The organism is Mesorhizobium sp. Cs1299R1N1 (genome assembly GCF_037179655.1).
Taxonomy (GTDB): domain Bacteria; phylum Pseudomonadota; class Alphaproteobacteria; order Rhizobiales; family Rhizobiaceae; genus Mesorhizobium; species Mesorhizobium salmacidum.
In genome coordinates, this window is sequence record NZ_JAPYKR010000002.1 from 388,042 (window position 1) to 410,962 (window position 22,921).

General features: G+C 60.3%; 18 protein-coding genes. 4 read left to right on the forward strand and 14 right to left on the reverse strand.

Annotated features, from left to right (window positions below; translation table 11 throughout):
* Positions 1-27 precede the first annotated feature (27 nt).
* Complete coding sequence (locus O7A70_RS05245) at positions 28-882, reverse strand: hypothetical protein (RefSeq protein ID WP_337139426.1); 855 nt, start codon at positions 880-882, stop codon at positions 28-30.
* Positions 883-1,057: 175 nt separating this feature from the next.
* Here O7A70_RS05245 and O7A70_RS05250 point away from each other — a divergent pair, with 175 nt between their 5' ends.
* Complete coding sequence (locus O7A70_RS05250) at positions 1,058-2,473, forward strand: adenylate/guanylate cyclase domain-containing protein (protein ID WP_337139427.1); 1,416 nt, start codon at positions 1,058-1,060, stop codon at positions 2,471-2,473.
* Positions 2,474-2,601: 128 nt separating this feature from the next.
* Here the strand turns inward: O7A70_RS05250 and O7A70_RS05255 are convergent, their stop codons facing one another.
* From O7A70_RS05255 to O7A70_RS05290, 8 genes are all read right to left on the reverse strand, one after another.
* Complete coding sequence (locus tag O7A70_RS05255) at positions 2,602-3,081, reverse strand: class I SAM-dependent methyltransferase (RefSeq protein WP_337139428.1); 480 nt, start codon at positions 3,079-3,081, stop codon at positions 2,602-2,604.
* Between the two features lie 209 nt (positions 3,082-3,290).
* On the reverse strand, positions 3,291-4,472 hold the full coding sequence (locus O7A70_RS05260; protein WP_337139429.1) for an ABC transporter permease: 1,182 nt from the start codon (positions 4,470-4,472) through the stop codon (positions 3,291-3,293).
* Positions 4,469-5,467, reverse strand: a complete 999-nt coding sequence (locus O7A70_RS05265) for an ABC transporter permease (protein ID WP_337139430.1) — start codon at positions 5,465-5,467, stop codon at positions 4,469-4,471. The genes O7A70_RS05260 and O7A70_RS05265 overlap by 4 nt, the downstream gene beginning before the upstream one ends.
* Positions 5,468-5,469: 2 nt before the next feature.
* Positions 5,470-7,368 (reverse strand): ABC transporter substrate-binding protein, encoded by a 1,899-nt coding sequence (locus tag O7A70_RS05270; protein ID WP_337139431.1) that lies wholly within the window; start codon positions 7,366-7,368, stop codon positions 5,470-5,472.
* Positions 7,365-9,260, reverse strand: coding sequence for an ABC transporter ATP-binding protein (locus O7A70_RS05275; RefSeq protein WP_337139433.1), 1,896 nt, complete (start codon positions 9,258-9,260; stop codon positions 7,365-7,367). Before O7A70_RS05275 ends, O7A70_RS05270 begins: the two co-directional genes overlap by 4 nt.
* 148 nt (positions 9,261-9,408) lie before the next feature.
* The gene (locus O7A70_RS05280) at positions 9,409-10,749 is read right to left on the reverse strand and encodes an adenylate/guanylate cyclase domain-containing protein (RefSeq protein WP_337139434.1); all 1,341 of its coding nucleotides are present in this window, start codon (positions 10,747-10,749) and stop codon (positions 9,409-9,411) included.
* A 260-nt stretch (positions 10,750-11,009) separates the two neighbouring features.
* Positions 11,010-12,353 carry a nucleotide sugar dehydrogenase gene (locus O7A70_RS05285; protein ID WP_337139435.1) on the reverse strand — a complete coding sequence of 448 codons (1,344 nt, stop codon included), beginning with the start codon at positions 12,351-12,353 and terminating at the stop codon, positions 11,010-11,012.
* 114 nt (positions 12,354-12,467) lie between these two features.
* Positions 12,468-13,646, reverse strand: coding sequence for a DUF3095 domain-containing protein (locus tag O7A70_RS05290; RefSeq protein ID WP_337139436.1), 1,179 nt, complete (start codon positions 13,644-13,646; stop codon positions 12,468-12,470).
* Positions 13,647-13,719: 73 nt separating this feature from the next.
* Here O7A70_RS05290 and O7A70_RS05295 point away from each other — a divergent pair, with 73 nt between their 5' ends.
* Both O7A70_RS05295 and O7A70_RS05300 read left to right on the forward strand, forming a co-directional pair.
* Positions 13,720-14,808: a glycosyltransferase family 4 protein gene (locus O7A70_RS05295; RefSeq protein WP_337139437.1), complete on the forward strand. Its 1,089-nt coding sequence runs from the start codon at positions 13,720-13,722 to the stop codon at positions 14,806-14,808.
* Positions 14,805-15,590: a polysaccharide deacetylase family protein gene (locus tag O7A70_RS05300; protein ID WP_337139438.1), complete on the forward strand. Its 786-nt coding sequence runs from the start codon at positions 14,805-14,807 to the stop codon at positions 15,588-15,590. Before O7A70_RS05295 ends, O7A70_RS05300 begins: the two co-directional genes overlap by 4 nt.
* On the opposite strand, the gene O7A70_RS05305 is transcribed toward O7A70_RS05300, so the two are convergent.
* The 3 genes from O7A70_RS05305 to O7A70_RS05315 are packed head-to-tail and all read right to left on the reverse strand — an operon-like array spanning position 15,570 to position 19,643.
* Entirely contained in the window at positions 15,570-16,424 is an 855-nt protein-coding gene (locus tag O7A70_RS05305; protein WP_337139439.1) for an MBL fold metallo-hydrolase, read from the reverse strand. The two genes, O7A70_RS05300 and O7A70_RS05305, sit on opposite strands and share 21 nt — an antisense overlap.
* A gap of 23 nt (positions 16,425-16,447) precedes the next feature.
* A complete protein-coding gene (locus O7A70_RS05310) occupies positions 16,448-16,894 on the reverse strand; it encodes a cyclic nucleotide-binding domain-containing protein (protein ID WP_337139440.1) in 447 nt (148 codons plus the stop codon).
* 34 nt (positions 16,895-16,928) lie between these two features.
* The gene (locus O7A70_RS05315; protein WP_337139441.1) at positions 16,929-19,643 is read right to left on the reverse strand and encodes an ABC transporter ATP-binding protein; all 2,715 of its coding nucleotides are present in this window, start codon (positions 19,641-19,643) and stop codon (positions 16,929-16,931) included.
* A gap of 173 nt (positions 19,644-19,816) precedes the next feature.
* Between O7A70_RS05315 and O7A70_RS05320 the strand changes: the two genes are divergently transcribed.
* Positions 19,817-20,491, forward strand: a complete 675-nt coding sequence (locus O7A70_RS05320; RefSeq protein WP_442921159.1) for a class I SAM-dependent methyltransferase — start codon at positions 19,817-19,819, stop codon at positions 20,489-20,491.
* 37 nt (positions 20,492-20,528) lie between these two features.
* Here the strand turns inward: O7A70_RS05320 and O7A70_RS05325 are convergent, their stop codons facing one another.
* Together O7A70_RS05325 and O7A70_RS05330 are read right to left on the reverse strand one after the other, a co-directional pair.
* Positions 20,529-21,680, reverse strand: a complete 1,152-nt coding sequence (locus tag O7A70_RS05325) for a glycosyltransferase family protein (protein WP_337139443.1) — start codon at positions 21,678-21,680, stop codon at positions 20,529-20,531.
* Positions 21,677-22,921 (reverse strand): glycosyltransferase, encoded by a 1,245-nt coding sequence (locus O7A70_RS05330; protein ID WP_337139444.1) that lies wholly within the window; start codon positions 22,919-22,921, stop codon positions 21,677-21,679. Before O7A70_RS05330 ends, O7A70_RS05325 begins: the two co-directional genes overlap by 4 nt.

A 22,921-nucleotide genomic window follows, 5' to 3' on the forward strand; every position in this document is an offset into this window, starting at 1 on the left:
ACCTGAAAATCCAGCCGTCTCTGCAGCCTATGCTGCCGATTGCGAACCAAAATACCGGGAGGCGGTGTAGAGTTTGAAGGCGCCGCTGATGCCGATCCAGCCGAAAAGGGCGAGCCAGCCCAATGTAGCGGCCGCCGTCCAGTCGATCCGGTGCACCGCGGCGTCGGTGATAACGAGGCCAAGGATGGAAAGCAGGCCGACCAGAAATTGCGCCAGGCCTAGCACCAGCAATTCTTCGCGCGGCGCGCTTTTCCAAACGAGATAGGTGCCGCCAGCGCCGGCGAGGAAGATGGCGCTGTAGACCTGGGCGTGGAAGGGATCGACCGTCCATGGCCAGGTGCTGCTGACCATCAGGGGCAACAGCAACATGCCAAAGCCATAGAGCCCAAGGATTGCCGTCTCCGCCAACATGTAGCTGCGCCATGCGGGGCTTAGGGTCACGCCTTTTGCTGACGGACGGGCTCTTGCCCGCCACAGGAACAACCCGGATACCGCGATCGAACCAAGATAGACCAGAAACCAGAGCCAGGTCGCTTTTCGCTCGAGGTTGAAATAGCCGAGATTGATCAACGAAACCGCCGACACGATGACGGTGAAGATGAAGGCCATGACCAGCACGAGCCTGCCCGGCGACCAGCGATTCCAGAACAAGAGCGCCGCCATCACTGCCATTTCGGCGGTGTAGAAGCCGCCGAGAAAGCGGGCACTGAATGGCGTGACGGGCCAAGGCCAGCGCGGCTTGACCAGCGCAGGCGCGAAAAACAGGCCGGCGCCGACGATCAGGACGATAATGACCCCTGCCGAGAAAACCCGCAACGCCGCGGGAAATGGCGGGTTGTCGGGTGTCGGCACGGGAGAAAGCCCCAAAGATGAATGCGCCATGCACCCATCATAGTGCCGCTTGCGGCCGGTGAAAATCCGCCGAATGCAAATTGAGCTGTCACCAGATCTATCCATTCGAATGGCCGTTCGATCCCTTTCGACGTAAGATGGAGTGCGCGGACCGAAGACCGGTCCGGCCAACACGCCTCTGGGCGCATTTTCCGGAGCCTGCACGATGACCGAAGCTCAGGATCTGTTCTCGCTTCTGCGGCAATCGACCGATGTCGATCCGCAGGCAATCGACGCGATCCGGCGAACCATCGCCGAGGGCAAGGACCACGAACTTTGCCGCATCAATGCGCTGGCCTTCGCCAGCAAGAATGGCCTCGACGAGGAACGCACCATCAGCGCCTTTCTCCATGCGGCGCGGGTGGGCATCTTCGACATCTCCTGGAATGTTCTGTGCCCCGGCTGCGGCGGCGTGCTCGACACCAACGCCACGCTGAAAACCATGCAGAAGGACGAATACACCTGCGCGCTGTGCTCCGAGGGCTATTCGCCGACCCTCGACGAGATGGTCGAGGTGACATTCACCGTCAGTCCCCGCATGCGCAGGATTGCCGCCCACAATCCTCACGAACTGCCGTTGATAGAATACTTCCGCCAGATCTACTTGGCGTCCGGCGCCGATCTGCCGGAAGAGGATTTGGCGGAGAAGATGGAAGCGTTCTCGCTGGAGGATATCGAGCTTGCGCCCGGTGAAAAGGCGGTTCTGCCCATACAGCTTCCGTCTGAATTCGTCATCGTCTTCGAGCCGGTCACGCATTCAGCGCAGTTCATCGACGCCAAGGGCGAACCAACAAAGGAGCGCCGAAGCCTCTCCTTGGTTTTCGACCGCGACCATGTCCAGAACCAGACGTTGGAGATGCAACCAGGCCCTTTGCGCATTTCGCTGGAAAACAGGACCGACACCCGCGTGCTGCCGACGGTCTTCATCGCCGGCCACGCATTGCATGATTTCCTGGCCAAGCGCCGGCCCTTCCTGACCGCCAAGCGCCTGCTAACCAACCAGACGTTCCGCGATCTCTATCGCACGGACACGCTCGACATCAACCAGCGGCTGAAGATCACCAGCCTGACCTTCCTGTTCACCGACCTGCGCGGATCGACCGAGCTTTACGAGCGGGTGGGCGATCTTTCAGCCTTCGATCTCGTGCGCGAGCATTTCCAGGTGCTGCACGAGATCGTCGCGGCGGAGGCGGGCGCGGTGGTGAAGACGATCGGTGATGCGGTGATGGCGACCTTCGCGACGCCTGATCGTGCGATTGCCGCGGCCCTCAGGATGCGCGATGCCATGCGTGCGCTCAATGAAAAAAGCGGGCGCGCGGATCTGCTGCTCAAGATCGGAGTCCATGCCGGCCCTTGCATCGCCGTATCCATGAACGAGCGGCAGGACTATTTTGGCCAGACGGTCAACATTGCTTCACGGGTCCAGAACCTGGCCAACGCACAGGCGATCTTCGCCACCCGTGCGGTGGTCGACGACAATCTCACCGCCGATCTGTTGCGCAGGAACGCGCTGACGCCCGTGCCTCACGAAGTCTCGCTGCGCGGCATTGAGCGGGAGATCGCGGTGTATACAATCCCCTGAGGAATTCCGGAGCAATTCCGGGAAAAGCGTGAAACGGCTTTCCCGGGAAAAGCGTGAAACGCTTTCTCTTGGGAATCGCGTTGAAATAAAGAGCTGGAGCAGCGTTTCCGTGAAGCGCTCTCGACCGCTCACACGCGCTTGCAGAGGAAATAACGATCGGCGGGCTCGGACGTCGGCGCCGGGAGGCGTTGCAGCAGCGGGTGATCGAGCGGCGTGCCACTGACCGCGAAGCCGCCGACGCGAAGCAGGCTCGCAATCAGATCGGGAAGCCAGGTAGCGGTCACTGCATCGCGATCATCATAGCCGGTGCCGATGTCGGCATGAACAAGGGCGGCTTCGATGCCAATGAACTTGCGGGCCGTCTCGCGTATTTCGCCGAGCACGAGGTTTTCAGCTTCGGGAATTGAGCTGGCGTGTGCGCCGACTTCGCGGTCGAACACCACGATCCGGCGCCCGGGCAGGCGCTCGCGCAGATGGTGGAACGTCCGGCCATTGCCGAGGCCGAGCTCGAGCACAAGCCCCTCCATCTTGGCCACCTCGGCGCAGACGTGATCGAGAATGTCACGCTGTGCGGTCATTCTGCTGATGAAATTCTCGAGACGACTCATATGCTTTTGTGTGTCCTGAACCAGATCAAGAGATCGGCAATGCCCGCGACAAGAACTGTTCACGAGTGCATCCCGAAGGCGGCGCGCCAGCTCGATTGCGTGTCGGCACGTATAGGGGCGGATGATGAACACTGCAACAACCGAACTGGCTGCCGGCAGGGATCATACCGGGTGGGGCCGGCGGCCCGACGCGTGGCGGAATAGTGATCTCACTTGTAGGGGTCTGCGGCGTCCCGCAAGCCGTCGCCGAGGAAGTTGAACGCCAAGATGACGAGAACGACGGGGAGCATCGGCAAAAGCAGCCATGGATAGAACGCGATCACGCTGACGCTGCGCGCCTCGGTTAGCAGGATGCCCCAACTGGTTGTCGGTGGCCTCAGGCCCAGCCCAAGGAAGCTCAGCGCCGTCTCGCCCAGGATCATGCCGGGTATGGAGATCGTCGCCGTCGCGATCAGATGCGACATGAAACCGGGGATGAGGTGCCGCCGGATAATGCGGCTGCTGCTGGCGCCCATCAATTGCGCGGCCAGAACGTAATCCTCCTCGCGCAAGGCCAGAAGCTTTGAACGCACGGCCCGCGCCAGTCCGGTCCAGTGGAGAAGCCCGAGGATGACGGTGATGCCGAAATAGATCAGGATTGGACTCCAGGTTATCGGCATGATCGCCGCCAGAGCCAGCCATAGCGGAATGCTGGGGATCGATTGCAGAACTTCGATTATCCGTTGAACGATCAGGTCGAAGATACCGCCGTGATAGCCAGCCAGTCCGCCTATGACAATGCCGAGCAGGAAGCTGAAACTGATGCCGACAAGGCCAATTGTCAGTGAAATGCGTGCGCCATAGATGATACGCGAGAGCACATCGCGCCCCAGCCTGTCGGTGCCGGCCAGAAAGAGCTGGCCGTTTTCGGCAGGACAGACAAAATGCCAGTCACCTTCGACCAAGCCCCAGAACCGGTAGCTGTCGCCCTTGCAGAAGAAACGAATCCGCTGAACATCATCCTGTTTGTCGATGTAGTTCCGCTTGAGTGTGTCCATATCCAGCGTCATCTGGCGACCATAGACGAACGGCCCGACAAGCTGGCCGTTATGGAACAGGTGTACCCGCTGCGGCGGCGAATAGATGTAGTCCATGTTGCGTGTGTGCAGATTGTAGGGCGCCAGGAACTCGCAGATCAGTATCCCGAAATAGAGCGCTGCCAGAAATATGCCGGAGACAAGGGCAAGCCGGTGCCGTCGGAATTTCCACCACATCAGCCGCAACTGCGACGCCTGAAAGACCTTCGACTGCTCCGCCGTCATCGCCTCGACTGATTGCAGGTCAAAGGGCGCGATGGAAACGAAGTGTTGCAGTGGGGCACCCGGAGCGGGCAGGGGCGATTCCTTGTTCATTTGGTGCTGCCGCCCTGCAAACGAATTCGTGGATCAAGCAGCGCCAGCGCCAGGTCGGAAATCAGCACGCCGATGACTGTCAGGAAGGCGAGGAACATCAGGAAAGACCCTGCCAGATACATGTCCTGGCTTTGCAGCGCCTTGATCAGCATCGGCCCGGTCGTTTCCAAAGACAGCACGATCGCGGTGATTTCGGCACCGGAGATGATGGCCGGCAGGATGGAGCCGATGTCGGAAATAAAGAAATTGAGCGCCATGCGCAGCGGATATTTGACCAGTGCCTTGAACGGATGAAGGCCTTTGGCGCGCGCGGTCACGACATATTGCTTGTGAAGCTCATCGAGCAGATTGGCGCGCAGCCGCCGGATCATGCTTGCCGTGCCGCCGGTGCCGATGATCAAGACCGGGATCCAGAGATGGGCGAGGATCGACTTCGCCTTGGCCCAGCTCATCGGCTCACTGAGATATTGCGGGTCCATGAGATGGCCGATTGAGGTGCCGAACCAGATATTGGCGAAATACATCAGGATCAGCGCCAGCATGAAATTCGGAATGGCAAGGCCGAGAAGGCCGAAGAGAGTAAGGCCGTAGTCGCCCCAACTGTATTGATGCGTGGCGGAGTACATGCCGATGGGAAAGGCGATGAGCCAGGTGAAGATGATCGTGACGAAGGAAACCAGCACGGTCAGCCACATTCGGTCCCCGACGACGTCGCGAACCGGCAGCTCATACTCGAAGGAATAGCCGAAATCGCCGTGCAGCATCCCGCCGACCCAGTAGAAATAGCGAATGACGGGCGGCTGGTCGAAACCATATTCCTTCCGCATCATTTGGATGCGATCGGAATCCACCGCTTCGCCCTGAGCCCGAAGCTCGGAAACATAGCTGTCGAAATAGTCGCCTGGGGGAAGTTCGATGATCGTGAACACCAGCGCCGATATGATCAGCAGCGTTGGAACCATCACAGCGATGCGCCAGACAATATATCGAAACACGCTCAGGACTCTCCAAGCCAGAATGTATCCGGCATGTAGACACCGAAATAGGCGGTCGGGTCATAGCCGTAGAGCGCCTTGTCAGGCAGATTGCGCAGCCGCGAGGACACCAGAACCGGCTGATGCGTTCCGTTCACCGTGCCGATCGAAAACACCTGATCGGTGTAGATCGACAACATCGAATTCCAGATCTCGGCGCGCTCCGCGGCCTCGGTCGATCCGTTCCAGCGCTTGAGCAAAGCCATCAACTCGACCACTTCAGGAAGATCGGGCGCCTCACCCATCGTGCCATGGGACAGATAGTAAGTGCCCCAGAGCGGCCATTGCAGCTGGTCGTCGATGGTGGGGGCCAGCTGGTACGGATTCATGTCGGAGGTCGGCACGCCATTGTCGATGCCCGACCACATCGACATCATGATCTGGCCGCCAAGTGCGCGGCTGCGGAAGATGTCGCGCTGCGAAGTCCGGACGAACAGGGCGATGCCGATCTGGCGCCAGTGATCGGTGATGAGTTCGAGCGCGTCGGTTTCCAGCGTGCTTTCGCCGGCCGTTTCCACTATGATCTGCGCGGGGCGTCCATCGGGAAGTACCCGCAGGCCATCATCGTCGCGCGCTTGAAGCCCGACCTCGTCGAGAAGGGCGTTGGCCTGGTTGGGATCATGGGCGATCCATGCGTTCGCGAATTCCGGCCGGTAGAGCGGGCTCTCCGGCAGGACCGTATCGGCGCTTTCCTGCGCCAATCCGTAGAACACGGCCAAATTGATCTCGCGCCTGTCCACAGCGAGGGAAAGCGCGCGGCGCACGCGCACGTCACGAAAAAGGCCACGCCACACCTGGTCGCCACAATTCAGATTGGGCAACAGCGCCAGCCGCGAACCCTGTGTGCGTTTCCACAGATGCATCTTCACCGGATAGCGCTTCTCCGCATCCTTCAGAAAAGAGTAATCGGCGAAGTCAATTCCCATGCTTTGCAGATCGCTCTCACCCGCACCGGTCTTGGCGGAAATGATCGCTGACGAGCTGACATTCATGACAATCCGGTCGACATAGGGCAGTTGCCGGCCATCATCGTCTATTCTATGAAAGAACGGGTTTCGCTCGAAGATGAACTGCTCAGCCGGCGGCTTGGTCCGGTTCTGCCAGGGATCGAGCGTCGGCAGCTCCGGGTTCTCCGGGCGATACTGCCGCGACATGCGGATATGCAGGAGCGTCCATTTCTGGACCCGATTCTCCTTCATCAGGCCGGCGAGCCGGAATGGATCCTGGTATTTCTTGTGGAACTGCTTGAGATAGGCGGCCGGCAAAACAAGCGGTGTCGGCGAAGCAGCGGCAAGCTTGGGCAGGAAGTCGGGATTGGGCGCCTCCCAACTATAGCGGACAGTCAACGGATCGACGATCTCGAAACGTGGCGGCTTGCCGTCCGCCAGCAGGGCAGGGGCGAGCCCGCCTTGCGAAAGCTCATCATTCAGCCAGACATCTTCCCAGCAATAGCGAAAATCCTCCGGCGTCAGCAGGCTGCCATCGGACCATTTATGCCCTTCCCGAATCTTGAACGTGAAGATGCGATCATCCGCTGCGTCGAAGCTTTCGAGAATGTCGGCTTGCAAGTTAAGCTTTTCGTCATAGCCGACCAGGCGGGCATATCCGTAGATCGTCATCATCCGGATATCTTTCTGGCTGCCTATGATGGTACGCAGCGTGCCGCCATACTGGCCGGGTTGCCGGCCCATCGCAGCGAGATTCAATACGCGCGGGCTCTTGGGCAGGCGTTCGGCGAGTGCCGGCAGCGCCCTGGCTTTCAGCTGCGGCTGAAGAAAATCCGGCTCCAGATCGCCAGCGCGAGACGTGCCCGGCAGAAATGCCGAAGCCATGAGCCCAAGGACGGTGCGCCGGCTGATCACAGGCGTAGCTCGCTGAGATCGGCCGAACGGCGGGCCAGCACGAGGTGACCGCCGCCAAGATCGAGCGGCGACAGCACATCCTCTTCGCCCTCGTCGTGGAATTGCGGTCCCCATGCGCTGGCGTCGGAAGCGCCGCCGAGCTTCAGCGTCTTGAAATCCATCGGCCGGTCGAGATCGGGGAAAGGGACTGCGGCGACCAGTGAGCGCGTGTAGGGGTGGACCGGTTTCCTGAGCAGAATTTCGCGCGGCGCAAGCTCGACGATACGCCCGCCGCACATCACCGCGATGCGGTCCGCCATGTAGTCCACCACCGCCAGATTGTGGGATATGAACAGGTAGGTCAGGCCCAGTTCCTTCTGCAGGTCCTTCAGGAGGTTCAGGATCTGCGCCTGGACAGAGACATCGAGCGCCGAAACCGGCTCGTCGCAGATCAGGAGTTCTGGCCCCAGGGCCAACGCGCGCGCGATGCCGATACGCTGACGCTGCCCGCCGGAGAAACTGTGAGGATAACGCTTGATGAAGCGCGGATCGAGCCCGATCGCCTGCATCAGGCTCTTGACGGTGGCTAGTCGGGACGCGGCATTGCCACGTTGATGGATTTCCAGCGGCTCGCTCAAGATATTTTCCACCGTCATGCGAGGTGAAAGCGACGAAACCGGATCCTGGAAGACCATCTGGATTTTCGCGCGCAGCAGGCGCAGGGCGTCTCTGTCGCCTCCCAATACGTCGATCGGTCCATCGCGGCCATTGAAGATCACAGAGCCGCCGCTAGGCGTGACAGCCCGCATGAGCATCTTGCTGACGGTGGTTTTGCCGCAACCGCTTTCGCCGACCAGGCCCAGGCACTCGCCCCGCCTGATATCGAAGCTCACGCCGTCCACGGCGCGAATAGAGGTTTGACGATCCCCGCCGAACCATCCGGACTTGCGGATGGTAAAAACCTTTGTCAGATCTCTGACCGACAACAGGATGTCGTCCGGCCCCTTCGATGCCGGCGCCGTCTGCTTGCCCAGCAGGGTGCCGACGTTCACCGGCACCTCGCGGAGCGCCTTTAGCCTCTCGCCCGGCTTCAGGTCGAAATGCGGAACAGCTGCCATCAGGCCCTTCAGGTAAGGGTGACCTGGCCGGCGGAATATCGCCTCGACAGGTCCCGCTTCCATGATCTCGCCATGGTACATGACCACCACCTCGTCGGCGACATTGGCGACAACGCCGAGGTCGTGCGTGATCAGCAGCATCGCCATGTTCAGCTTGGTCTGAAGCCCGCGCAGCAATTGTAGGATCTGCGCCTGGATGGTGACGTCCAACGCCGTCGTCGGCTCGTCGGCGATCAACAGGGCGGGCCGGCAGATAAGCGCCATGGCGATCATGGCGCGCTGACGCAATCCCCCCGAAAGTTCAAACGGATACATGTCGTAGGCGCGCTTGGGATTGGGAAAGCCGACAAGGCTGAGCATTTCCTCGGTCCGCGCCTTGCGCTCTGCCCGAGCCATCGGCGTATGAATCTGCAGGGATTCGCTGACCTGGTTGCCGATCGTGTGCAGCGGCGAAAGCGATATCATCGGCTCTTGAAAGATCTTGCCGATGCGGCTGCCCCTCAACGCCCGGATTTCGGGTCCATCACGCGGCATCTGCAGGATATCCTGTGTCGTGCCGGGCTTTTCAGGGTCGGAAAATAGGATACGGCCACGAACATGGGCTGTGTTCGGCAAAATGCCCATCACTGCCTGGCTGAGAACCGATTTTCCGGAACCGGACTCGCCCACAAGCGCGGTAACCTTGCCGGGAAGGACGCGAAGATTTGCGCGCCTGACGGCGTGCAATGGTCCCCCGATAATGGCAAAAGAGATGCCAAGATCTTCGACCCGTAGTAGATCAACGCCCGAATTCATTCTCACACCAGCCCCACTCTGGCAACGTCCAGAAAGCGAGAGACTAGCGCATTGCCAGTCTAGAGCAACTTGGATTCGACACGGTCGCCTGCGGCGGAACCGGCGACCGGACTGCTTACCAAAGGCGTTCGGATCAGATTGGGGTGGGCTACTGGAGCTTCCTCGGGTCGCCCGCCGACTGCCGTGCGGCATCGCGATGAAGCAGCATGACCTGCTCGGCCTCCGATCTCCGGTCGTAAATCGGCTCCAGCGCACCGTCTTCATCGAGTGCGAGAGCGCCCGACAGATCGGGTGAAAGCACCGTCAGCTTCTGCTTGATCCCCGCCAGTTCCTCGCTGCCGAGCGTCAGCCAGCTGCTGGCGCCGCAATAGCTGGCGAAGTCTTTGCTGGCGAGAACGCGGTGCGGATATTTCTTGGTCAGGGTCTGGAGGCGCTGGACCTCGTTTACAGCCGAGCCGAAGACAGAGAATGTGAGCCGGTCGGTAAGCCCGACATTGCCGAACATCACGTTGCCGACATGCAGGCCGATGCCAAATTTTATGTCGGACAACCCCTTTTCCTTCCTTCGCAGATTGAGATCCACCATGCGCGCAATGGCCTTGTGCGCTGCCGCCAGAGCAGACTGGCAGGCGGTCTCGGAATGCGAGCGATGTCTTTCACAAGGGTAGACGGCAATGAAGCCATCACCTATGAAACTCATGATCTGCCCGCCTTTGCGATTGAAAGGTGTAGCAATGGCATCGAAAAACTGGTTCAGCGTATCGATGTAGATTTCGCGGCCGGAAGTTTCGGCAAGCCTTGTCGACCCGCGCATATCGGCCATGACCAGTGCGGCCCGGATTGTGTCGCCCTCGCCGCGCTTGATCTGGCCGTCCAGCACGCGTCTGCCGGCGTCGCCGCCGAGATAAGTGGTCATCATGTTGTCGGCCAACTTGGTGAGCACCGCCATTTTGGTTGCGATGGCGAGATGGTTTTGGATACGCAGCAGCGCCGAAATCATGCTCTCGCTGAAACCTGAAGCACTGTCGGTAGACCAGGACCCGATCATGCCCTGACTGGTATTGCCGTTGAAGGGATGGACGAAAGCCATGTAATCGGTCACGCCCATAAGCCTGAGTTCATCGAAAACAGGAAATTCCGACGGGACCGACGGGTCGAGCCGACGCCGCAGATGGTCGAGCTTGTTGCTGAGCAGATAGTAGTATGGGCTGGTCAGGAACCTGTCAGAATGAACGCCGTCCTTTTTGCGGAAGCCTTCCACTTCCATGCCTTGGCCGCGAATCCAGGTGAAGCCAAGCGCGTCATAAAGCGGATGAAGCATCGAAAAGCTCAAATGCACCCGCTTCAACGGCAGGCCGGCAGCAGCCAGCCGTTCGCAAAACCCCTTTACCAATGTTTCCAGCTCGTTGCCCGCCAGCGCCGACTGAGTCAGCCAGTCGGCAACCTTATCCATGAGAATTGTGGAAATTTCTGCTTGCGCCGTGCTCATACCACCTCGAAACCCGTCGAAGACGGAGCCATTATCCTTCGATCCGCCATAACACAGTCCGCCAGCGTGCCAAAGATGCCCAAAGTCAACGGGGTCGGCTTCGGCGGCAGAACGGCGAAGGAATTACCCGAATGACCGTCCTTGCAACCAAGGACAGGCTTAACTGCATTCATGTCTTGTGGCGTTATGTGGCGAAGCTGCGGCTGGAGTGCAATCACGATCCTGACATCCGGGCAAAAAATTTGCCGGCTGGGACGCCGTCAGGCCTTCACCACCGTCTCTCGGAGCAGCCCGAGACGGCCAAAAACATTGCGTGTGTCGACGATCAGAACGGCGTGATCAGCGATTGTCTGATAGTCGATCGCGTCATGGTCGGTTGCAACGACGACAGCATCGAAATCCTTCAAGGCCGCCTCGGTCAATTCGACCGAGCGGCGCCCCTTGATCGCCATATGCTCTCGTGTGGTCGGAATATCGGGAACATGCGGGTCGTGGAATTCCGCCTTGCCGCCCCATTCCTCGATGAGTTCAATGAGCCGCAATGAGGGGCTTTCGCGGATATCGGGCACATTCTTCTTGTAGGCGAGCCCTATGATGAGAATGCGCGAGCGGCTGAGCGCCTTGCCGCAGCGCCGGTCCAGCGCTTTCGCCAGTTCATCGACCACATGACGCGGCATAGCAGTGTTGATCTCTGCCGCCAGCTCGATGAAGCGGGTCGGCAGTTCATACTCGCGCGCCTTCCACGTCAGGTAAAAGGGATCGATCGGAACGCAGTGCCCGCCCAATCCGGGGCCAGGATAGAAAGGCATGTAGCCGAAGGGCTTGCTCTTGGCCGCCTCGATCACCTCCCAGATGTCGATGCCCATCGCGCCGAGCACGACCTTCAATTCGTTGACGAGCGCTATGTTGACCGAACGGAAGATGTTTTCCGTCAGCTTGACTGCCTCGGCGGTCGCCGTGCTGGAAACCGGAACGACGGTTTTGACCACGCCTTGGTAGAAAGCCTGCACGAGCGTCGCCGCCTCAATGCCGTCACCTGCCACGACCTTGGGGATCGTCGCGACTTCAAAGTTGCGGTTGCCGGGATCCTCGCGTTCGGGCGAGAAGCCGAGGAAGAAGTCTATCTTCGACTGCAAGCCGGTTTCTTCCAGTATGGGCTTGATCACGTCGTCGGTTGTGCCGGGATAGGTGGTAGATTCCAGCACGATGAGGTGGCCGAGACGCAGATGCTTTGCGATGACGCCAGTCGTGTTCCTGACAAAGGAGAGGTCCGGCTCACGGTTTTTCGTCAGCGGTGTCGGAACGCAGATGATGATGATATCGCAGACGGACAGTTCGGCAAAATCCGCCGTCGCGCGGAACCGTCCACTCGCCACGTGGCCGGCGAGGTCTGTCGACGTCACCGCCTCAATGTAGGATTGGCCGTTGTTCAGGCTCTCGACCTTCTGGGCTTCGATGTCGAAGCCGAAAACCGGGAAGCCGGCGCGTGCGACCGCAATTGCCAGCGGCAACCCGACATAGCCCAATCCGATCACGCCGACCTGCGCGGCGTGCGTCGAGATACGGTTCAGCAGACGGTCATATGCCGATCGTGAAGCGTCCAAAAATCTGCTTTCCCGTTAATTCGGATAGGCTGGTCGCTGCCAGGCGCGGCTTACCATGGTCCCAGGAACCATGCCCGAGGCATATTGCGGAAAATGGATTCTCGCAAGCCGCCATCAGACCGGCAACTTTGCCTTCAAGCTTGCGGCAGCCATCGCATAGCCGCCGGCGGCACCATCTATGAAATGAACGTGATCGCGCTGCAGCGGCGAGGCGACGAGGCATGTCATCAAGGCCGATTTCTGGCGGTGCAGGCCATAGTTGCAGATGCCCGCCTCTTCCGCCTGTTTCAGCCGGTTCTCGATCCGTTGCAACACATCAGCGTCAACGTCGATGGTCATCTTCAAGCCGTCGTCGAATTTCCGGAAATCCGAATTGCTGGCCACGTCGCGTTTGTAGATCTTCGGATCGAAACTGCCGATCGTCCAGCCGTATCTGTCGGTGATGGCCGTAAGCGTCATCAGGAACACTATCCACAGCTTCGACAGCCACCGCCGTCCTGCCGGCGCCGTGGCCCGCGCCTCAATATCGAGGCCGGCGGGCAGCAAGCTGTAATCCGGCCCGTTCACCGGCACCGGGTGGCCATCGCGTTCCTGCCTGCCGGCAAGGGCGATGATGTCAGATGCCAGAAACTGAAAACCGCGCAGGTCGCGCGACGCCCCCGGTATGGCTATGATCGAGACGATTTCGCCATGCCGGGTTTCGATCGGGTTCCAGCGGCAGGAGAGGCCGGTCAGATCCGGCCGTGCGCCGGCCGGCGCAGGATCAATGCGGTAGCGCCCCGCTTTCATCTCGGCTTCCGCCCAACTGCCGCCACCGCCGGCGAACATTGCATAGAAAACCGCATCGGATGCTTGGAACCTTGCCACGCGAACGTCCAGGCCTTGCGCTCGAATATCCTTTATCGGCACGATTGCGGCACGCAGGGTTAGGTCCAGTTCGTCCGCCACCCATCTCTGGACAGCCGCCAGCGCGTTGCGGGTGGTCTCCACTGCCGAGCCGGGAAATGCGACGAGCGCCCCGTCGCCGCCGAAGACAAAGGGAAGATCTTGCCGACCCAGCGCATTGAGCAGGGCCGAAATGACGCTGGCGCCGGCCATATTGACTGTCTTATAGCGTCCAGTCTCGATCGCCTTGGTCGAGCCGACAATGTCGGCGGTGGCCAGCGCCCAGCCATCGGGGAGAGGCCGATAGTTGTCGATATCGGCAACGCTTTCGAACTTTGCGAAGACAGGTAGAGAAGCGATAAACGGGACCGACGCGGCAGCTGTTTCCATGAGCATCAGATAGCACATTCCACTGCTTGAAGGTGAAGTCGATGATGCTTCGAAATTGCTTGCGCATGCTTTCCGATGATAGGGTCGCGCAATGCGAATTGCCTTCTACGCGCCGCTGAAGTCACCCAATCATTCCGTTGCCTCCGGCGACCGCCAGATGGCACGCACGCTGGTCAAGGCGCTGGAACATGGAGGACACAGCGTCGAACTGGCATCCGAATTGCGCTTCTATCTACGCGAACCGGAGCCGAAAAGTTTCGATGCGCTCAAGATAGAGGCCCGAGAGGAAGCCGCGCGGCTGACCAGGCTCTGGGATCGTGACGGCAAGCCCGATCTATGGTTCTGCTATCATCCCTATTACAAAGCGCCCGACCTGATCGGGCCCGAGCTGGCGTCGACCTTTGCTGTCCCCTATGTGACGGCGGAAGCTTCCTATTCGAGGCGGCGCAATGCCGGTTTGTGGGCCGATACGCAAGCGTTGGTGGTGCGAGCCGTCGAACAGGCGGCGCTGAACATCTGCTTCACGCAAAGGGATCGTCAGGGACTGGCAGATGCGATACCCGGGGTCGCTCTTGATATGCTGTCGCCCTTTATCGACACATCGGTATTCCAGGAAATGCCGGCACGAGGTTGTCCGACGCGCCTCGTTGCCGTTGCCATGATGCGCCCGGGCGACAAAGTCGAAAGCTATCGCATGCTGGCGCAAGCGCTCGGTCTGATCGGCCACCTGCCCTGGACCATGTCGGTCGTCGGCGACGGGCCTGCCCATGACGAGGTCAAGGCGCAATTCGCCGGCTTTGCCGCCGACCGTATCGAATGGCTTGGCGCGATTGAGCCAGCCGCCGTGCCAGATGTCCTCTACGGTGGAGGAATTTACGTCTGGCCGGGTTACGGCGAGGCCTATGGCGTTGCCTATCTTGAAGCACAGGCCGCTGGCCTTCCGGTGGTGGCTCAGGACATCGCCGGCGTGCCGGAAGTCGTGCGAGATGGCCAGACCGGGTTTCTCACCCCGCCGGGCGATGTGGCGGCGTTCGCTTCTGCCATTGAAAGGCTTCTTGCCCGTAACGACGAAAGAACCATCATGGCTGCAGAAGCCAGACGTTTCATCCTTGAAGAACGTTCCCTCGGCGTTGCAGCGGCGCATCTGGCCGAACTTCTTCCGAGGGTCCCGGTTTCATGACATCGTCCGATCGGATCTGGCAGCCCTTGGTGGAAGAACTGGCGGGCCGGCAACGGGCGGGTCGTAAGGCAGAGTTCTGGCTGCGCGATGATGATGCCGTGGATCCGACGCCTGCGCTTGATCGGCTGCTCGACCTCACGGGTGAATTCGCGGTTCCGGTCACTCTGGCCGTCATTCCGGCGCTCACTGATGAGAAGCTTGTCGCCCGGCTTGACGAGGCGCCGCATGCCACGGTCGCCATCCATGGCTGGGTGCATCGAAATCATGCGCCTGAGGGTCAGAAAAAGCAGGAACTCGGCGCCCATCGGCCACGCGAGGCCGTGCTCGATGAACTGGCTCGCGGGCTGGCGCACGTAACCGGCCTGCACGGCGCACGTGCCGTTCCGATGCTGGTGCCACCCTGGAACAGGATCGACGCCGGCCTGGTATCCGACCTTGGATCGATAGGATTTGCGGCATTGTCGGTCTATGGGCCGCCGAAGCCGGCTCCACTGGCGGTCATCAACAGCAATGTCGACATCATGGATTGGCATGGCACGCGCGGCTGCCGCGATCACGGCCTATTGGTTCAGGCTATCATCGCGCACTTGCAGCATGCATTCGACGACGAACCGGTCGGCCTGCTCACCCACCATCTCGTACATGATGAATCGGCGTGGCTTTTCCTCGAACGGCTGTTCGCAGTCACCGCACGGACTGAAGCCTGCGCATGGCTTCCGATCAGGACATTGATCGCGCGCAGCGCCGGTAGAAGAAACAGCTCAGCGCTTTTTATGCGATGAGACTGTAAATTCGAGGGTCTGGCCATCCCGCGCGGCAAACGCGCCGGCAAACCTGTCCTTGGCCAGTTTCTCCATCTCGTCCAGTTGCTCGTCGGTGCGTGTTGGATCGTGGTGAAACAGCGCGAGCCCCCGCGCACCGGCCGCCTCACAGAGCTTGACGCCCTGTTGCCATGTCGAGTGGCCGTTACCGCGGCGGCGTTCCAATTCCTTCTCGGTGTAGGTGCAATCGTAAATGACGAGGTCGGCATCGTCGATCAGGCCGAGCACCGACTGATCGAGTTTGCCCGTCTCGTGCTCGGTGTCCGTGATCACCGCCACGACGCGGCCGCCCCATTCGACCCGGTAGCCTATGCAGCCGCCCGGATGGGTAAGGCTGCCGGTCCGAACCACCACCCCTTCGCGCGGCCGAAGCACGTCTCCGGACACGAAATCGCGGCAGTCGAGCTTTGCCTTGCAGACGTCCATTTTCACCGGAAACCACGGCGGCCGGATGAACTCATCGATCATCTGCCGGGTCGTCATGCGTCCTGCAAGATGCCCGGACCAAAGGGTAAGCTTGACGCTCGGGTCAAAGATCGGCGCAAAAGCCGGCAGCCCGATGATGTGATCGTAATGGCAATGAGTGAAAAGCAGGTCGAAATCGGTCACATCCGCCGCCTGAAACGCCCTGCCGGCAGGCCGCAGGCCAGAGCCCGCGTCGAATAGAAGCGTATGCTTGCCGCATCGCATCTCAATACAGCTTGTGTTGCCGCCATAGCGAACGAATTCCGGCCCGGATACCGCAATGCTGCCGCGCACGCCCCAAAACCTGACCAGGAAAAAATCGTCGTCCATACTACTTTTCGCCCATCGTGGCTCTAGGCGGTTCGTGCGTCGATCAGATCCGCCGTCGTATGGCTCAGCCGATCGGCAAGAACCCGCAATATCTCGATCGTCATTTCCGGGAACTCCTTCATAAGCCTCAGGAAATGATCCTTGCGGATTCTCAAAACCTCCAGATCACTTGCCGCTCTGACGGTGGCAGTGCGGGAGCTGTTGCACAATATGGCGATCTCGCCGACGATCGAATTTGGCATCAGTTCGGCAACTTTTATCGGCCCGCTGTCGGAATCGACCAGAATATCCGCCCTGCCTGAAAGGATGACATAGGCGGCGTCTGCCTCGTCGCCCTGCCGGAAAAGAATCTGGTCGGCGCTGTAGTTCACGCGATCGGATGTGAACGCGAGCAGCTTGAGCTTGGCCGGCTCAATGCCAGAGAACAAGGGAACGCGTTGCAGCATTCCAACTTCATCCTTGAGCAGCATTGTCGCAAACCTTCCTAAATTCGCGTCTGCCAGACTATGACAGAAGTTCCTTGAAGATACCGTTCCCTGCCAAAAGCGTCTCGTGTGTACCGTCTTCCACCAATTGACCCGAGTCAAAGACGATAACGCGATCGAACCCTATCGCCATTGCCGGACTCGTCACGACCCACACAATCGCCGGCGAATGGCCGTCGCGTCTGGCTTCCTCGAGCACGTTTCGCAGCACCTTGTCCTGAATGCGCTGATCGAGCGCCGACAGCGGCCGGTTGAAAATGAGAAAATCGGGACGCTTGAGCAGGGCCCGGGCAACATCGAGCTTCTGTCGCTGTCCACCGGTCAGCCGCCTGCCGCCGGCGCCGACGTTGAAATCCAGGCCGACATCCAGAAGCTCGGCATAAAGCCCCAGCTCGTCAAGAATTTCATAGACGATGGAGCGTATGCGGTCCGGCGCATCGGGATGGTTGTTGCCCACACGCCCGAACAGGACATTGTCCATGACGGTGGCCGCGGCGATGTATTTGGCGGGATCATACCGTTCGATCGCGTTTTGCAGCTCGGGCGGCAGGTTTTCATAGAACTGGTTGCGTGCGGCGACGATCTTGCTCATCAGCTCGTCGGTCAGCAGGCCGAAGCGGTGCCGGGGCTCGATATAGGCAAAGCTCAAGGTGATGATCATGGCGCGGTCGGCCTCCGAAACCGCCTCGTAGGGACGGTTCTTGAGCCGCTGCAGCAAGGTCTCGTAGGTGGGGATCTCCTCGGCGCTCATGAAGGCGAGCTGCTGGAAGAACTGGTGATCGGGCGGCAGGTCGGCAAACAGCTCGATCGCCTGTTCGGCGATCTCCATGCCCATTTCGTAGAGCGTGCGGTCGAGGCCGGCTTGCTTCAGCACGGAAGCAAAATAGGGATTGGCCGCCAGGGCCTTGTCGCCCAGTTCGGGGCCGGCGGCAGCGCCGAAAAGCAGGTTCTGGCCGATCGTCGCTTCCGTGTTGTAAGCGCCCGGCTCGAAAGGAACCACCAGTTCGCGCAGCCCTTCCTGTTCCAGCCGGGTTCGCAGCGCCGCACGCAGTTCGACGATCCGCCCGGCAAGCTTCGTGTGACGCGTGAGGTCTGCCGAAGAGCGCAAGCCAAGATCCAGAATGTCGCGCGACAGAAGAACCGCGTCGAGCACCCGGCGCACGGCTTCAAAGAGGTCGTGCGGTCCGGTAGCCCCGGCGGAAGCATAGTTGATCCAGTCGCTGTGGATGTCGAGATCCGGATTGCCCGACCGACGCGCCTCCTCGAGGTTCCAGCGCTGCTGGTCTGCCGCGGCGCCATCATAAGCCACCGATGTCAGCGGCGCATGTTTCAACCCGTAGAGCAGGTTATCGCGGAGGCTTGCCTGGAACAGGAAAACATCCGACGAGGCGTAGGACATGCGCCGGCCGGTCACTGCTTCGGGGAGTTCAAGCAGGTCGTCGGCGCCCGAAGTGACCCTTCCACTGTCCGGCCAGTTCAGCCGCGCGAAGGCTTCTGCTAGCGCCTCCGCTCCACCTGTTGGGGTGCTGACCAGCGCCACCGTCTCAGCCGGCTTGACCTGCATGGAGATACGGTTGAGGAGCATTGCACCGCCATCGTCTGCCATGGACAGACCGACCGCCGACAGTGGGTTTGTCATCGGACCGGGATCGTCGATCGTCAGTGCTCCGATTCCCGGCGCAATGATGTTGTCGACGGTAAACTGTTCAACGACCTGCTGATATTTGACCTGGACATCCTGCCGATCCTGATCCCAATCGATCAGTTCCTTCATCGGTCCGGGCAAGTCCTTGTAGGCGCCGATCACGGCCACGAGTTGGCCGACGTCCAGCCGGCCCCCGATGACCAGATACCCGCCGATCATGTAGAACAGAAAGGGCGTGAGCTGCGCGAGAAAATTGTTGAGGAACTTTACCATGAATTTCCATTGGTAAAGATCGAAGCGGATCTTGAAGATGAGCCCGAGCCGGGCAGCTATGTCGGCGCGCTCGTAGTTTGACGTATCGTGGACGTGAACCGCGCCGATGCCGTCGACGATTTCGCCAACCCGGCCCGAAAGCGCGCGCGCCGTCAATTGCCGTTGGCGCCCGAGCACGAGTAGCCGCCGCCGCATTCGCGGGATGAGCACGATCTGGATCACCACGATCACGACCGCTATCATTCCGAGCCAGACGTTCTGGACCATGATGAACAGCATGGCCGTCAGCGCCTGGCCGCCGAGCAGCACTGGCTGCAGGAATGCATCGCCGATGAAGCCGCCCAAGGGCTCCACCTCGTCCTTCACCATCGTCGCCACTTCGGCGGATTTCACCCGCTTGAAGTAAATCGGCGGAAACCGCAGCACACGATCGACAAGATCGAAGCGGATACGCCGCAGCATGCGTTCGCCGAGACGGCCCTTGTAGGTGTTGATGTAGAGTTTGAATAGGCCGTTGATGACGACCAGCAAGAGGAACACAATGCTCAGCGCAAGCAGCGTCGCCTTGCGGCCGAGCTGAAAACCGGAGAAGAACAGGACCTCGCCAATAAACGGCAGGTTATAGTGCAACCTCATGAATGGCAGGGTCGCGTCGGGTTGCTCGAAGCCGCGGCCCTGGATCGGGCCGTTGACGATCAGCTTCGGCAGGTTGAAGGACATGAAATACGGGATCATCGAGAGCACGACGATCAGCAATATCCAGACCTGCTGCTTCTTGGTGTGCGTCCAGATATAGCGAGCTAGGCTGGGTTCCATATGCGACTGTGGACCTCAGTTGGAAGGATGGATGCAAAAGCACCTGCTGGCGAATGGCGTATCGGCAATTTCTTCGTCGCCAATGACAAGCTCGAAGCTGCAGTGCACGGAAGTAGTGCTGCGCTCAGCAAGATTGCGTTGTGTCGCCCGAAATCCCAACATACAAGGCGAATATGATGGATGTCACGCAACCGCGCAATGCCGGCATGGACGGGCACGAGCAAGCCTTGGATCTCACCCGAGGAATTGCGGCCTATGTCAAAAGCCCTCTCGTGGCAGGGCTGGCGCGCGTCATCGCCAAGCATCCGAACACCGATATCGCCAACGCCTTCAACCACAAGCAGGTCGCCTGCAAGATGTGGGCGCTCGACAGGCTGTTCGAAAGCTGCGGCGGCCGGTTCGGGCGCATATGGGTTCTGGGTGGTTGGTATGGCGTGTTGCCGGCAATGCTTTTCAACGATGCCCGCTTCGACATCGCGGCGGTCGATAGCATCGACATCGATCCCGAAGTCGCGCCCGTCGCCCTGACCCTCAATCGGGAAGCCGGCGACCGGTTCCGAGCTATGACGGCAGATATGTACGCGCTCGACTATGAGGCCGAGCGGCCCAACCTGGTGGTCAACACGAGCTGCGAACACATAGCTGATCTGGGTGCCTGGCTTGCCCTGCTTCCGCGAGGGACGAACGTACTGCTGCAATCCAATGATTATTTCAGCGAGCCGACGCATATCAACTGCGTGGCTTCACAGGCAGCTTTCGAAGCAATGGCGGCGCTACGGGAGGTGCGGTTCTCCGGTGAACTGCCGACCAAAAAATATACGCGCTTCATGCTGATTGGAACTGTTTGACGCGCTTTGCACGAATCCAACCCAGACGCGGCCCGCGTCAGGATTTCGGGGACCAGGTTCGATACCGCTCACGCAGAATCTGCGCCGAGCGACGCGCGCCTTCCAGATCGAGACGGTGCGAGGCTGGTGTCGGCCCTCCAAACGCCTGTTCAATCGCTTGGGTCAAACCTTCAGGCGTCAGGTCCTTTTCGGTCAACACCGTTGCCAGACCGAGTTTTTCGAGCATCAGGGCGCGAACCGTTTGTTCGGTTTCCCCGCCGACTGCAAATGGGACAAGCAGGGAGCGACAACCCGCGCGCAGCACATCGCAGACCGTGTTGTAACCCACCTGCGAGACTGACAGGCGGGCGCCGGTCAGCAGGCTGGCGAAATCCTCGCGGAACCGGAAGATGGACAGGCCAGGCGTGGCATCGCGTGCGATCGTGTCAAACTCGACTTTCGGCAGGTTTGGGCCGGTGATCAAACACCATTTCCAACCGTTTTTGGCGTTCCGCGCCGCTGCGATGGTGGAGTGAACAAGGCCCTTTCCGGCAGCCCCGCCGCCAACCGACACCAGAATGTCGAAGCGCTCGCAGGCCGCGGGCGATGGCGCTCCCGCAACGAGCCCTGTGTAGGTGACCTCGGCGCTGATCGCCCCAGCCAGTGGAAATGTCTTGTCGATGGTTGCGAAAGCCGGATCGCCGTGGACCATAACGAGGTCGAAATGCCTGTTGATGAGATCGATCGTTTCCTCGTTTCGGCCCGGCTTGACGCGCTCCTGAAGGATATCACGGACAGACGTCACCAGCAGCGGTCTGGGCGACGTCGCGTCGATGGCCTCGATCAGCGGCAAGAGTTCGAAACGCATCTGCCGACGTCCAAATGGAAACGCCTCGACAATGACGATATCAGGCCTGCAATCCCGGAATGCCTGCAGCAGCATCTCCGAACGCCGTTTCTTGAAATCATCGTCGATGGGTTTGCCCTGCAGGTCGACAAGTCCGGAAAATCCTTCATCGCCGGAGGTGACAGGTGGCAGGGTGACAGATTTTACCCCCAGTCCTGGAAACCCCGCGATCGGCGCTCCGCCGGTCACGACGGTTACGTCAAACCCGTCATCGACCAGAGCCGCCGCGACGCGGCTGGTGCGTGCGAGATGGCCGATACCGAGCAGGTGCTGGACATAGAGGAAGGCACGCAGCTGCTTCATTCGGCGGCCCGCCACTCGCGCTCGAACAGTTCCTTGAGCTGTCCAATGCTCGCCACATGATCGAAATTGCCGCGCACGTGCCGCTCTGCGGCGTCGCCGAGGCGGGCGCGCAGCACGGGATCACGGATCAGGCGCTCCAGCGCCTGTGCCAGGGCAATTGGGCTATCGGTCGGCACCAGCAGCCCGGTTTCATCCGGCGATATAAGCTCCGGCACACCAGAAACGTCGGTGGACACGCAGGCAAGCCGCTGGCTAGCTGCCTCAACGAGAACATTTGGCAGACCGTCCCGGTCGCCATTTGCCGTGATCCTGCAGGCCAGGGCGAAGATGTCGGCGCAGCGGTAGTGCTCAAGCACCTCTTCCTGCGCAAGCGCGCCTTTCCAGCAGACGCGACCATTCAGTCCGAGCTTTTGCGCCAGCGCCTTGAGCCGTTCCAGTTCCTCGCCGCCTCCGATATGCTCGAAACGCCACGCCAAATCACCAGGCAAGAGGGCAAGGGCCTCCAGCAAGGTATCGTAACCTTTCTTTTCAACGGCGCGCCCGACACTCAGAACGATAACTGGTTTGTCCGGCGCCGAGCCGTCATGCTGTTTTCGCACCTCGCCGAAACTGCCGAAGCGATCAAGGTCGAGCCCATGATAACTAAGATGCACACGCGCGTTGCCGTTAGCGAGTTGTTTCAGACGGTCGAACCCGGTTTTCGTGCAAGTGACCGTCCAGCGCGCCGAGGAAAGCTTGCCAGCCAGATCCCAGTCTGCCGAAGTCCAGATGTCCTTGGCATGGGCCGAGCAACTCCAGGGCAGGCCACGAAGCTGGCTGGCATAGCGCGTCACCGATGCCGGCGTGTGCGCGAAATGTGCATGCAACCACCCCGCGTCTTCCGGCCATTCGGCCGCCAGCACGAGCGCTTGCCCGAAGCGGCGGACGCGACTGCGCGTAAAGTCGCGGGGGATATCGGCAGCTAGCGATCCGAGCGCGCGCCAGAAGCCCGGCCGCAGCAGATAAGCAAACAGCGAGCGGACCACGCGCAGCGGCTCTTGATGCAGATATTCCGGCAGATAATGGACGGGCGCTTTGATCTCGTCATGCACGGGGTGGCGTCTTGCGTCGGTCGGCCGCCTGAGCGCGACAAGTATCAGGTCGAACCCCGAACGCTCTAGACCGAGCAGTTCCTGCGCGATGAAGGTTTCCGACAGCCGCGGATAGCCCTTCAGAACCACGACGATCTTGCGATGTTGCAA